Origin of the sequence: Pelomonas parva, from assembly GCF_043555835.1 — a bacterium.
Taxonomy (GTDB): domain Bacteria; phylum Pseudomonadota; class Gammaproteobacteria; order Burkholderiales; family Burkholderiaceae_C; genus Pelomonas; species Pelomonas parva.
Map to the genome: position 1 here is coordinate 43,641 of NZ_JBIGHV010000011.1, position 11,877 is coordinate 55,517.

Consider the following 11,877-nt stretch of genomic DNA (forward strand, 5'->3'; position numbering starts at 1 on the left):
GCGCGGCGGGTTTCGGTTTACACCGGCTTGGGCAATGAAGCCGTAACGATGCGTTGGGCCTGCCACAGACCCTCCGCGCTGTAGACCGCCAGTGCGCCCCAGATGAAGCCGAAGGCCACCAGCCGCGTCGCATCCATGGGCTCCTTGAACAGGAAGACGCCCAGCAGGAACTGCAGCGACGGCGACACGTACTGCACCAGGCCCAGCGTCGCCAGCGGAATGCGCCGCGCGCCGGCCGCGAACAGCAGCAGGCTGCCGGCGGTGACCGGGCCGGTGCCGATCAGCCAGGCCCAGTCCACCGCCGTCTGCCCGGCCATGCTGCCGTCCTGCGACCACCAGATCAGCCCGGCGGCGGCCAGCGGCGCGAGGATCAGCGTCTCCAGCGTCAGGCCCTCGATGGCGCCTAACGCGGCGGTCTTGCGCATCAGGCCGTAGAAGCCAAAGCTCACCGCCAGCACCAGCGCCACCCAGGGCAGGCGCCCGCCGGCCACCGTCAGCCAGACCACGCCGAAGGCCGCCAGGCCCACGGCCAGCCACTGCACCGGTCGTGGCCGCTCGTGCAGCAGCGCAAAGCCCAGCGCCACGTTGACCAGCGGGTTGATGAAGTAGCCCAGGCTGGCGTCGATGACATGGCCGTGGCCGACCGCCCAGACATAGGTCAGCCAATTGATGGCGATCAGCAGCGCCGACAGCGTGAAGCGCCGCCACGTCGCGGCATCGACCGCGCGCAGCCATCTCAGGTTGCGCATCACCAGCAGCACGACGGCGACGAAGGCCAGGGACCACAGCGTCCGATGGGCCACGATCTGCAGCGACGGGATGGCGGCGATCTGGCGGAAATAGAGCGGGAACAGCCCCCAGCTCAGATAGGCGCCAAGGGCGTAGAGGACACCGGAATTCATCACGGGCATTCTCGTTGCGGGTTACTCCGGAGGTTTTCGTAGGGGCTCGGCAGTCGAATTGCGCCTGCCTCGTTCGTCGTCAATCCATGGCCCTTGTCGAATTCACCCCTCAGCTGCGCCGCTTCGTGGACGCGCCGTCCTGCCAGTGCGAGGCGGCCACGCTGCGCGAAGCGCTCGATGCCGCGTTCGCTGAGCAGCCGCGGCTGAGGGGCTACATCCTCGATGAGCAAGGCCATCTGCGCGTCAACGTGGTCGTCTTCATCGACGGCCAGCGGGCGCGTGATCTGCGCGGCCTGAGCGACCCGCTGCGGGCCGACAGCCGCATCCATGTCCTGCAAGCTTTGTCTGGAGGTTGAAACATGACTGACCGCGCCTGGGCCGCGACCCGCAAAGGCCTTTTCGAGCTGCGCCGCCGCGCCAGTGGCTGGCAGGTGGAGCGGCTCAGCTTCGTGGCCGACCCCGTCACCATGCTGCTGCCGCCCGACACTTCGGGCCACATGCTGGCCGGGCTCAGCCTGGGCCACTTCGGCGCCAAGCTGCAGGCCAGCGACGACGCCGGCCAGACCTGGCGCGAGGTGGCCGCGCCCAGCTTCCCGCCGCAGCCCGAAGGCGCCGAGGGGCCGGCGTGGAAGCTGGAGCAGGTGTTCGCGCTGGAGCGCGCGGGCGACGCCATCTGGTGCGGCAGCATCCCCGGCGGGCTGTTCGTCAGCCGCGACAAGGGTGAGAGCTGGCAGCTCGATGAGACGCTGTGGGGCGACCCGCGCCGGCTGCAGTGGATGGGCGGCGGCAACCCGGCGCCGGCGCTGCACTCCATCTGCCCGCACCCGACCCAGGCGCAGGAGCTGCTCATCGGCGTCTCCTGCGGCGGCGCCTGGCGCACGACCGATGGCGGCCAGACCTGGGGCCTGCGCGCCAAGGGCATGCGCGCCGACTTCATGCCGCCCGAACTTGAGGGCGACGAGAACTCGCAGGACCCGCACCTGATCGTTCGCTGCCGCGACCAGCCCGACGTGCTCTGGTGCCAGCACCACTGCGGCATCTTCCGCAGCAGCGACAACGGTGCGACTTGGCAGGAGCTGCAGGCCCAGCCGTCCAGCTTCGGCTTCGCGGTCGCCGCGCATCCCCACGACCCGAACACCGCCTGGTTCGTGCCCGCCATCAAGGACGAGCGCCGCATCCCCGTCGACGCCGCGCTGTGCGTGACGCGCACCCGCGATGGCGGCCAGACCTTCGAGGCCTTGCACACCGGCCTGCCGCAGCAGCATTGCTACGACCTCATCTACCGCCATGGCCTGGCCGTGGACGACGACGGCGAGCAACTGATGATGGGCTCGACCACCGGCGGCCTGTGGGCCAGCGGCGATGCGGGGGAGAGCTGGCAGACCGTGTCGGCCCACCTGCCACCGATCTACGCCGTCAAGTTCGGCTGAGGCATTTGCGCCGGGGTCGCTCGACTATCCTCGGCGTCGATGCTCCGACGCCTGCTGTTCGCGCTGACGCTGTTTGTCCCCGTGCTGGCCGCGGCCGCCTGCGCCCGACCTTGGCGTGTGCCGTTCGAGGACTGGCGGCCCTACTCCTTCATCGACGCCAGTGGCTTGCACACCGGCCTGGAGACCGAGATGCTGGCCGCCGTGGCGCGCGAGCTGGGCTGCACCGTGGAGTACATCCCCGGGCTGCCGCGCAACCGCCGCCTGCCGATGCTGGCCGCCGGTGAGCTGGACCTGCTCGTCGCCGCCTCCTACGACGGCCCCGACCCGCCGGGCGTGTCTTGGTTCACGCGGACCTACCGCAACGAGGAGTTCTCGGCCTTCATGCGTGCCGAACCCCCTCGTGCAGGGCCGGTGCCGCAGGCGCTCGCCCAGGTGCTGGACGGTGGCCTGCGGCTGCTGGCGCATCGGGGCCCCAGCGTCGTGCCCATCGTCGACGAGTTCGCCAGGCGCGGCCAGCTGACGCCGTTCGAGGATTACGCCAAGGGCGTGCAGCTGCTGAAGCTCAAACGCGGCGACGTGCTGCTGGGCGAGCGCCTGGCGGTGCTGTTCGCGGCGCGGGCGGCGGGGGTGGACGTGGTGGAGCTGGCGCTGCCCGTGCGGCGCGACGTGGTGGCCTACAAGCTCAGCCGCAAGCGCTTCGACGAGGCCGAGGTGGTGCGCTTCAACGAGGCCATCCTGCGGCTGGATGCGCAAGGGGAGTTGCGGCGGATTCGCAGCCGCTGGCTGGAGCCGGCGGCCAGGCCGCGCCCTGCTGCAGCGCGGCCGAAGGCGGCGCCTCCAGCATCAGCGCCGCGCCGCTGACCGGGTGCCGCAGCGCCAGCCGCTGCGCATGCAGCCACAGGCGGTTGACGCCCAGCCAGGCGGCCACGGCGCGGTTCAACGGGCCCTTGCCATGCGTGGCGTCGCCGAGGATGGGGTGGGCGATGTGCTTGAGGTGGCGGCGGATCTGGTGACGGCGGCCCTGCAGCGGCTCGGCCTCCAGCAGCGCGACGCGGGTGGTGGCGAAGCGCGTGTCGGTGGTGACGGGCCACTCGATGCGCTCCAGCACCTGCCAGCGGGTCTGCGCGGCCAGCAGGGTCTGGCCTGCCGACGGCAGCTCGGGGTCGCGGGCTAGCGGATGGTCGATGAGGCCTTGGTCCAGCGTCGGCCAGCCGCGCACCAGGGCCAGGTAGCGTTTCTCCATGCGGCCCTGCTCGAACATCGCGCCCAGCAGCGACGCGACCTCGGCCGATAGCGCGAACAGCAGCACGCCCGACGTGCCCCGGTCCAGCCGATGCGCGGGCCAGACGGGCTGGCCGAGCTGGTCGCGCAGCAGCTGCAAGGCGGCCTGGTCTTCATGCGCCGCGAGCTGCGTGCGGTGCACGAGCAGGCCGGGCGGCTTGTCGATCGCGACGAGGTGTTCGTCCTGATAAATCGGGGTCAGAGTCAATTTGTCAGGTCGCCATCGACGTAGAACCATGCGCCGTTCTCGCACACGAAGCGGCTCGTCTCGTGCAGCCGGTGGGCGCGGCCGCCGAGCTTGCTGCGGGCGACGAACTCGACGGTGCCGTGGTCGGCATCCTGCAGCGCGCTGCGCTTCACCTCCAGGCCCAGCCACTTCAGGCCGGGCTCGGGCGGCTCCAGCGAAGCGGGGCGGGTGCTGGCATGCCAACTGGCGAGCAGGTAGGGGCGCAGGTCCAGCACGAAGGCAGCGTAGCGCGAGCGCATCAGTGCTTCGGGCGTGGCCGCGATGAGCCTGCCGTCGGCGGCGTGCTGCGCATGCAGGCGGCCGCAGCAGGCGGCGTAGGGCAGGGTGCTGCCGCAAGGGCAGGTGGGAGGCGCGTGCATCCTGGCCGTCAGGCCGGCCCTTGCGTCAAGCGCGCCAGCTGCCGCAGCAGGTCGGCCACGCGCGGTTCGTCGGGGCGCAGCGCCTGGGCGGTGGCGATGCAGTTGCGCGCCTCGGCCTCCAGCGCTGCCGAGCGGCCGTGGCGCTGCACGACGGTCAGCGCCACGGCGGCGAAGTTCAGCAGCACGCGCGCATTGCGGGGCATGGAGGTCTTGGCGCCGCGCAGGCTTTCCAGTGCCGCCTGGTGGTCGCCCGAGGCCATCAGCTGCATGCCGTCCTTCATCGCGTTGGTGGCCTCGCGCCGGGCGGCCGCCGCCAGCTCGCCGCCGCTGGCGCCCAGGCCCAGGCTCTCGAAGGCGCGCTGGGTGCGCTTGAGCAGGCGCTCGTCGTCGTGGTGGTTGTGCGTCAGGTGGTGCAGCAGCTGGGTGGCGGCGTCGGCCTGCTGGGCCTCGATCAAGGTCTCGGCGACACGCGCGGCAATGTCGGCCGCACCGGGCGAGGTTTCGTCCGCGCTCAGCGCCACCAGCTCGGCGGCGAGCCGGGCGGCGCCTGCCGTGTCGCCCAGGGCCTGCAGCGCCCGCACCTGCTCGGCCTTGCCCAGCAGGTGCGCGTCGTGGCTGTTGCTGTAGCGCTGGCTCATCGTGGCGATGAGCTTCTGCGCCTCGGCCGGGGCGCCGGCCTCGGTGTTCAGCTTGGCCAGGCCGAGGAAGGGTTCCAGGTCCTCGATGGCGCTGTGCTCGGTCAGCTTGAGGGCCCGCGAGAAGGCCCGCTCCGCCATGTCGCGCTGGCCCTGCGCCTGCGCCGCCACGCCCAGGGCCGACTGGCGGTGGGCGGAGTTGGGCGACAGGTTGACGGCGCGCTCCAGCACGGCCACCTGCTGCTGGCCCTCGCCCTGCGTGTGCAGCACACCGGCCAGCTCGTCGTAGGCCTCCAGGTATTGCGGATGCTCGCGCACTGCCTCCTGCAGCAGCGCGCGGGCGCCGTCCAGGTCGTTGAGGTGGACGCGCACCTGCGCCAGCCCGAGCTTGGCCCAGGCGATGGGGCCTCGCTGCAGCACGCTCTCGTAGAGGGCTTGCGCCTTGGGCCAGTCGCCCAGCTTCTGGTGGAGCAGGGCCTGCAGGCGCAGCACCTCGGCCAGGCTCTTGGTGCCGGCGGCCAACTGTTCGTCGCAGAGCTGCAACGCGCGCTTCCAGTCCTGCGCCTTCATCGCCGCAGCGATGCCCGCCAGCGCCGACTTGCGCTCCACCAGCTTGAGCAGGCGCGTCTGCAGCAGGCTCTCGGTGATGGGCTTGAGCAGGTAGTCGTCGGGCGCGTCCTCGGCGGCGGCCGAGACCATGACGCTGGTCTTCTCGGCGGTGATCATCAGCCACACCGTGGCCGGGCCTATCCAGTTCTTGAGGCGCGCTTCCTCCAGCAACTGCTGGCCGTTCTTGCCGGGGCCCAGGTTGTAGTCGCACATGACCACGCCGTAGGGCTTGGCGGCGAGCATGGCGGTGGCCTCGCGGCCGTCCCTGGCGGTGTCCACGCGCTGGGCACCGCAGCGCAGCAGCAGGCCTTTCAGCACCGTGCGCATGGCCTCGAAGTCTTCGATCAGCAGGAAGTCCTTGCCGGCCAGCGGGTCCTCGTGGGGAGAGATCGTCTTCATGGCAGCTCGACGATGAAACGGCCGCCGCCCAGGTCGCTACCCGAGCCGCCACCATTGGCCAGCCTGGTGCTGCCGGTGCGCTCGCCGCGGCGGTGCAGGCCGGCGGCCAGGCGTGAGAAGTACAGGCCCAGGCCGGTGCTGCCGGTGCGCGTGTCTATGCCTTGGCGCGACGGGAAGCCCTGTTCCAGCATGAAGGCCGGGAAGCCCTGGCCGTCGTCGGCCACCTCGATCTCCAGCCCGCGCTCGGTGACGTGCATGGACAGCCGCACCGTGTGGCTGGCGTAGCGCACGGCGTTGAACAGCGACTGCATGACGACGCTGCCGATCAGGTCGTGGTCGAAGATCCAGTCCGCCATGTCCGCCTGGATGTCGCATTGCAGGTCCAGCCCCTTGAGCGCCACCAGCGGGCGCACGCGGCCCAGCAGTTCGTCGGCGAACTCGTCCAGCGCCACGGCGGCCGGCTCGAAGGGGTACATGCCTTCCTCGATCTTGAAGATGGCCATCAGCTGCACCAGGTTGCCGTTGACGCGCTGCGTCTCGTACAGCGCTTGGGCGGTGGACAGCGCGGCGGCGGAGGGCTGCCCGTCGTCCGTCTTGGCCAGCTGCTGCAACGCGTCCTCCAGATAGGCCGCAATGACGCTGACCGAGTTTTTCATGTCGTGGGCGGCGGCGGCCACGAAGGTGGAGATGTCCATGGCTCGCGCCTTTGCTGCTTCGGCTGCTGGGCAGGAGGCGTGCCTGGCACAGGGCCAGCTCCTGGGCTGGCCAAAACTCTACATCGCCGCGCGACCTCTCAACCGCACCTTCCGTCGGGAAAGCTGTGCAGCAACTCCGTCAGCGGCAGCGGCCGGCCCAGCAGATAGCCCTGGCCGAAGCCGCAGCCGATGGCCTTCAGCACCTCCAGCTGGGCGGCGCTTTCTATGCCCTCGGCGATGACCTCCAGCTGCAGGTGCTGGCCCAGGCCGACGATGGTCTGGGCGATGGCGCGGTCGCGCTCGCCGCTGGGCAGGTCGCGCACGAAGCTGCGGTCGATCTTCAGCGAGCTGATGGGCAGGCTCTTCAGCATGGCCAGCGAGGAGTGGCCCATGCCGAAGTCGTCCAGCGAGATCTCAAAGCCGATCTCGCGCAGCTGGTGCATGACGCGCCGCACCTGCTCGGGCTGGCGCATCAGCATGCCCTCGGTCAGTTCCAGCACGACCTGCGAGGCCGGCGCCGCCAGCCGGGCCGACATGGCACTCAGCATCTCCGGCAGGGCGCTGCTGGTGAACTCCGACGCCGCCATGTTGACGTGCACCTTCAGTCGCGCCAGCGGCCCGCCCTTGAGCGTGGCCAGGTCGTGCAGCGCGCGGCTCATGACCCAGCGGCCGATGTCGATGATGAGGTCGCTGCGCTCGGCAATGGGGATGAAGATGTCGGGCGACACCATCTCGCCGCCAGGCTTGCGCCAGCGGATCAGCGCCTCCACGCCGTGCAGCAGGCCGCCCGGCGTGCCGATGTCGACGATGGGCTGGTAGACCAGGTGCAGCTGGTCGGTGCGCAGCGCCTCGCGCAGCTCCGCCTCCATGGCCAGGCGCTGGGCCAGCTTGGCGCGCTGCTGGGCCAGGGTGTCGGGGCTGGTGGTGGAGACGTTGCTGCCGTTGCGGCCGTTCTGCTTGACGCGGTACATGGCCGCGTCGGCGCTGCGCAGCAGCTCGGGCCCGGTCTGGCCGTTGTCGGGGAAACGGCTGACGCCCACGCTGGCCGAGACGGTCAGCGCCATGCCCTCGTACTCGACCGGCGTCGTTGCGGCCGTCAGCACGGCATCCACCAGGCTGGCCAGCGCCTGCTCGTCGCCGTTGTCGGGCACCAGCACGGCGAACTCGTCGCCGCCCAGTCGCCCCACCCGCGCTGGCGGCGGCGCCAGCGTCTTGAGGCGGCGGGCGAACTCCTGCAGCACCGCGTTGCCGGCTTCATGGCCGAAGGCGTCGTTGATGGGCTTGAAGCGGTCCAGGTCGATGAACATCAACGCGAAGCGCCGGCCCTCGCGGTGGCTCTGTACGCAGTGGCGGTTGAGCTGCGCATAGAAGTGGGCGCGGTTGTCCAGGTCGGTCATCTCGTCGATCTGGGCCAGGCGGTGGATGACCGCCTCGGTCTCCAGGCGCTGCGCTGTCTGGGCGATCAGCGCGCCGATGGTGGTCGACACCTTGGGCAGCTGCGCCTCGGGCTGGCGCGACAGGCTGCTGTAGAACTCCAGCACGCCGGGCCGGTGCTGCTCGCCGCTTTCCGACACATAGGTGACCGGGAACACATAGCCCGACCACAGCCCGCACATCTGTGCGCTGCGGCGGCGCAGGAAGCGCGGGTCGGTGCTCATGTCCTCCACCCACTCGGCCTCGCCGGTGGACCAGACGCGGCCCACCAGTCCCTCGCCGGGCGCCATCGTCAGCGCGGCGCTGACGACGCTGAACTGCTCCAGCTCGCGGTCCGGCGGGTGCCAGAAATGCCGGCAGTACAGGCTGCGCCCCGGTTCCTCGCCCGGCTCCATGCTCCAGTAGGCGCCCCACTCCCAGCCGAGGTTGCGGCAGATCAGCTGGATGACGTTGGTGATCGCATCCTCCAGCGTGTGCGTGCCGATCAGGTACTCCGTCAGCGCATAGCCCAGGCGCTCGCGCACGGCGGCCAGCGTCAGGCTGGTGATGTCCTGCAGCATGCCGTGGCGCCAGCGCGGCCGGGCCGGGTCCGGCGGCAGCGGCGTCACGCGCAGCCAGCGCATGCCGCGCGCCAGGCCCAGCACGCGCACGTCGAGCGGCTGCTGCGCCTGCAGCGTCGCACCCGTCCACAGCCGCGTCAGTTCTGGCAGGTCGTCTTCCAGCACATGGCCCAGGCACTCCTCCAGCGTCTTGGCGGGGCGGGCGGGCATCTCCAGGTACTCCGCCGCCATGGGCGACAGCAGGCTGCGGCCGGTCTGCGGGTCATACCACCACTGGCCGAAGCCGGCGGCGCGTTCCAGTTCGCCGGTGGCCACGGCGGCATCCATCGCGATGGCTTCGTGAAGTCGCTGCGGCCCCAGCGGGAGGGAAATGGCCTGCATGCGGGAGACCCTTTGACTTTTCATGTGCCGCGGTGGTGCGCAAGTCGCATGCCAGGGTTTGAGGGGGAGAGCGCTGGAAACACGCTGTGAGTCGGGGCGTGCGAGGCACCGCCGCACTTGACTGGTGCGGCGGATTCGGTGCGGCAAGCCCTACATCGGCGTCGCGGTTCTCAGGAGCCTTGGCGCCTGAACAGCAACGCGGCCTTGACGGGGATGCCGTTGACGCCGTCCATGTAGACGAGCGCGAGGTACTCGCCGTCCGGTCCTGTGAATGCGCCCATGACGCGATTCATCTCGACGAGGGTCTGGCCGCCGGATCTCACGTCCAGCGGGCCGATTCCCTGCGCGGCGCTGACATCCGTGCCGAAGGAGATGCCGGAGAAGCGGCCTGCCACTTGGATGCGCGCCGTCGCGCTGCCGACGTTGGGGCTGCCGATCGGATATTGGTCGAAGTAGACCGTCACGCTGGCCGAGTCGATCAAGCCGGGTGGGAGCTGTGCGGAGCCGCTGCCGCGTTCGGCCGTGACCGCCGTGGCGGCCACCAGCTGGTACTGGGCGGTGCCGACTCTGGGCGCGATGGTCGCGGGCCGAACGACAGCGTAGGGCTGTGAACGCTGCACCAGGTTGCCATCCACCGCATTGCCGCTGCTGACGGTGACGCGGCCAATGCTGGCGTGCTCGTTGCCGGCCAGGTCGAATGCGGGGCCGGAGAACCGCACGGCGGACAGCACCGACGTCAACTCGCCAGAGGCACCGAAGCTGACCTCGTCCCTGGGAACGCCCATGAACAGGCTTTCGTTGTTGTGGCTGAGGAAGACGAAATGGTTGCCTGCCGCGGGCTTGGGGTTGATGCCGGCGCCGGGAGCGCCTGTGGTGGCGCAGCCCTGTGCATCCGGCGCGGCGTCCGGCGCCGTGAACGCCAGCGCGGCGTAGAGGCCGCCAGTGGGCAGGCCGATGGACAGATGAGCGACCGCCTTGCGCGCACCGGCTCCAGCGGGCCGCACGGTCAGCTTGGCCGTCGTGCCGGCCGGGAACAGCGCCGAGACGGGGACGTTCAGGTAGACCTCGTTCTCCGCGTCGAGCTGCAGGCCGGCGAGTTCGGGGTGCTCCAGCGCACCCTGGGAGCGCAGGCGGACGACCTCGCCGCCTGAGGTCCTGATGCCCACATCGGCGCCGATCTGCACGTTGCCGAGGTACAGCGCGCTCAGCGCCGTGTCGGCCGTCAGTGTCAGGTCGGGCCCGACATCGTTCCAGTTCAGCGGCGTGAACGTCAGCTTGGTGCTGCCTGCCAGGCTCAGTCGGCGGCTGCCGCAGGCGGGGATCTGCGAGACGGGTTTCGCGGCGGCGTACATCCTGCCGCTGGTGGACAGGATGCTCGGGTTCTGCACGAACAGGCCTCCGCCTGACGGGAGCGTCACGATCTCGACCCCGCCGTTCCAGCGCCCGATGCCGATGTCGCCGTCAGCAAAGACCTCGGCCACGCTCGCCGTGTACAGCTCGTTGCGGCTCGTCTTCGCATCGCCCTCGCCATAGGACACCAGCGCACCGCGCTGGTTGAAGTGCGTGCGCCCCTGGCGCTGGCCGATCAGCCTGAACTGGTCGTCCGGCATGGGCGCCAGGCCCGCCCCTGAAGACACGCCCTTGGGCATGGCGTCAGCCACCGTGGCTGCCGTGGGCAGGATGTCCTTGCCGTACAGGATCAGTCCCTTGATGCGCAGTTTGTCGTCTGCGGTCAGGCTCGTCACGTCCACGTAGTCCACCGTGCCGCCCGCCATGGCCGGGCCCAGGCGGTCGTCCTCGGTGTCCACGAAGGTGAGCCGATGCAGCCCATCCAGCGCCGCCGACAGGTCGGTCGTGGCCGACGCCGCTTGCAGCCGGCGCCAGAAGCCGATGAACGCGCCGTTCACCAAGGCATGGGCGACGTCGTCGGCCTTGGGCGCGGTGGCGCCGGGTGGCTGCGTGAGGTCGATGCGAAGGAAGTCCGTCAGGCTGGCCACGCCGAGCTCACCTGCCAGCGTGAGGCCGACGGCGCGCACCTTGGCCGGCGACCAGTCCGGCGTCGTGGCCTTTTCCAGGCTGCGCACGTTGATCTCGGTGTAAGGCGTTGCATTTATGCGTCGCAGCGGGCCCGTCCAGACCTCCACCGCGCGCAGCTTCGTATCCAGCGTGGCGCCTGCCTTGCTGATCGGGTCTGTCCAGGTGCCGCCGGTGGCCGACACCATCACGACCGTCTCCGCCGTGATCGATGCGGTGAAGGCGTACCCGCCGTCGGTACCGCTGCGCACCTCCTGCAACAGCGTCGTGCGTCCTTGGTTGTCCACGCTGAGCAACTGGACGGCGGCGCCGTTGACCGGGCCGGGCGCGATGTTGCCGGTGACGGTGGTTGTCGCGACGGGCGGGCTGGGCGTGCCGGGCGTCGAGTCACCACCGCCTCCGCCACCGCCGCCGCAGGCACTCAGCAGAACCGCCAGCGCGATGCCGGCACATTGTTTGATCGATCGCATTGTCTTTTCTCCCTGGCGTCGCAGTCGGGCCTGTTGGCTTGCCGCGCGGGAGCGAGTTTAAGGAAGGGGCATGCCGGGCGCGTTACGCTGCCGTGTCATCGAACCTGGAGCGCAGTGTGGGCATCGTGGTGTATTGGCTGGAAGGCGAGGGCGAAGAGGCCGCGCCCGTCTGCCAGCTGTTCGACAGCAAAGAGCTGACGCAGGCCCTGGCCTGGGCCGAGGACAGGCGCAGGCAGGGCCATCGCCATGTCAGCATCTCCACGGAGCTGGACGGCAGCATCGGCCGACCGGGTGTGTCGGCGGTGGAGGGCGGGCGCACGCCCGACGGCGAGGCCTACGAGTGGTCCAAGGCCGGCCGGGCCGGCAAGGTGCGCAGGCGCTGAAGCAGCGGTCTTCGGGCCGAGCGCCGGGCCGCTCCCGAACCGGCCCGCCGGGCGAGGG

At 70.4% G+C, this 11,877-nt stretch carries 10 protein-coding genes and 1 pseudogene; 4 read left to right on the plus strand and 7 right to left on the minus strand.

Annotation, left to right across the window (positions count from 1 at the left end):
• Nucleotides 1-17: 17 nt before the first annotated feature.
• A complete protein-coding gene (rarD, locus tag ACG00Y_RS24515) occupies nucleotides 18-902 on the minus strand; it encodes an EamA family transporter RarD (RefSeq protein ID WP_394483519.1) in 885 nt (294 codons plus the stop codon).
• Nucleotides 903-988: 86 nt separating this feature from the next.
• Between rarD and ACG00Y_RS24520 the strand changes: the two genes are divergently transcribed.
• From ACG00Y_RS24520 to ACG00Y_RS24530, 3 genes and pseudogenes are all read left to right on the plus strand, one after another.
• Nucleotides 989-1,258, plus strand: coding sequence for a MoaD/ThiS family protein (locus tag ACG00Y_RS24520; protein WP_394483521.1), 270 nt, complete (start codon nucleotides 989-991; stop codon nucleotides 1,256-1,258).
• A 3-nt stretch (nucleotides 1,259-1,261) separates the two neighbouring features.
• Nucleotides 1,262-2,332 (plus strand): WD40/YVTN/BNR-like repeat-containing protein, encoded by a 1,071-nt coding sequence (locus tag ACG00Y_RS24525; RefSeq protein ID WP_394483523.1) that lies wholly within the window; start codon nucleotides 1,262-1,264, stop codon nucleotides 2,330-2,332.
• A 189-nt stretch (nucleotides 2,333-2,521) separates the two neighbouring features.
• A pseudogene (locus tag ACG00Y_RS24530) lies at nucleotides 2,522-3,061 on the plus strand (substrate-binding periplasmic protein); the annotation flags it as partial.
• Here ACG00Y_RS24530 and ACG00Y_RS24535 read toward each other — a convergent pair.
• The 6 genes from ACG00Y_RS24535 to ACG00Y_RS24560 all read right to left on the minus strand — a co-directional run bounded on the left by ACG00Y_RS24535 (nucleotide 3,054) and on the right by ACG00Y_RS24560 (nucleotide 11,436).
• Nucleotides 3,054-3,821, minus strand: a complete 768-nt coding sequence (locus ACG00Y_RS24535; protein ID WP_394483525.1) for a pseudouridine synthase — start codon at nucleotides 3,819-3,821, stop codon at nucleotides 3,054-3,056. The pseudogene ACG00Y_RS24530 and the gene ACG00Y_RS24535 sit on opposite strands and share 8 nt — an antisense overlap.
• Nucleotides 3,818-4,219: a YchJ family protein gene (locus tag ACG00Y_RS24540; protein ID WP_394483527.1), complete on the minus strand. Its 402-nt coding sequence runs from the start codon at nucleotides 4,217-4,219 to the stop codon at nucleotides 3,818-3,820. Before ACG00Y_RS24540 ends, ACG00Y_RS24535 begins: the two co-directional genes overlap by 4 nt.
• 8 nt (nucleotides 4,220-4,227) lie before the next feature.
• The gene (locus ACG00Y_RS24545; RefSeq protein ID WP_394483529.1) at nucleotides 4,228-5,862 is read right to left on the minus strand and encodes a tetratricopeptide repeat protein; all 1,635 of its coding nucleotides are present in this window, start codon (nucleotides 5,860-5,862) and stop codon (nucleotides 4,228-4,230) included.
• On the minus strand, nucleotides 5,859-6,557 hold the full coding sequence (locus ACG00Y_RS24550) for a sensor histidine kinase (protein ID WP_394483531.1): 699 nt from the start codon (nucleotides 6,555-6,557) through the stop codon (nucleotides 5,859-5,861). Before ACG00Y_RS24550 ends, ACG00Y_RS24545 begins: the two co-directional genes overlap by 4 nt.
• A 98-nt stretch (nucleotides 6,558-6,655) precedes the next feature.
• Nucleotides 6,656-8,932, minus strand: a complete 2,277-nt coding sequence (locus tag ACG00Y_RS24555) for a putative bifunctional diguanylate cyclase/phosphodiesterase (protein WP_394483533.1) — start codon at nucleotides 8,930-8,932, stop codon at nucleotides 6,656-6,658.
• Between the two features lie 170 nt (nucleotides 8,933-9,102).
• Nucleotides 9,103-11,436, minus strand: a complete 2,334-nt coding sequence (locus ACG00Y_RS24560) for a hypothetical protein (protein WP_394483534.1) — start codon at nucleotides 11,434-11,436, stop codon at nucleotides 9,103-9,105.
• 92 nt (nucleotides 11,437-11,528) lie between these two features.
• Here ACG00Y_RS24560 and ACG00Y_RS24565 point away from each other — a divergent pair, with 92 nt between their 5' ends.
• Nucleotides 11,529-11,819, plus strand: a complete 291-nt coding sequence (locus ACG00Y_RS24565) for a hypothetical protein (protein ID WP_394483536.1) — start codon at nucleotides 11,529-11,531, stop codon at nucleotides 11,817-11,819.
• Nucleotides 11,820-11,877: the final 58 nt, after the last annotated feature.

Excerpts from the sequence above, each read along its gene's own strand:
- ACG00Y_RS24525 (WP_394483523.1), top strand. The coding sequence starts at position 1,262 with ATGACTGACCGCGCCTGGGCCGCGACCCGCAAAGGCCTTTTCGAGCTG.
- ACG00Y_RS24540 (WP_394483527.1), bottom strand. The coding sequence starts at position 4,219 with ATGCACGCGCCTCCCACCTGCCCTTGCGGCAGCACCCTGCCCTACGCC.
- ACG00Y_RS24560 (WP_394483534.1), bottom strand. The coding sequence starts at position 11,436 with ATGCGATCGATCAAACAATGTGCCGGCATCGCGCTGGCGGTTCTGCTG.
- ACG00Y_RS24555 (WP_394483533.1), bottom strand. The coding sequence starts at position 8,932 with ATGCAGGCCATTTCCCTCCCGCTGGGGCCGCAGCGACTTCACGAAGCC.
- rarD (WP_394483519.1), bottom strand. The coding sequence starts at position 902 with ATGAATTCCGGTGTCCTCTACGCCCTTGGCGCCTATCTGAGCTGGGGG.
- ACG00Y_RS24550 (WP_394483531.1), bottom strand. The coding sequence starts at position 6,557 with ATGGACATCTCCACCTTCGTGGCCGCCGCCGCCCACGACATGAAAAAC.
- ACG00Y_RS24545 (WP_394483529.1), bottom strand. The coding sequence starts at position 5,862 with ATGAAGACGATCTCTCCCCACGAGGACCCGCTGGCCGGCAAGGACTTC.
- ACG00Y_RS24520 (WP_394483521.1), top strand. The coding sequence starts at position 989 with ATGGCCCTTGTCGAATTCACCCCTCAGCTGCGCCGCTTCGTGGACGCG.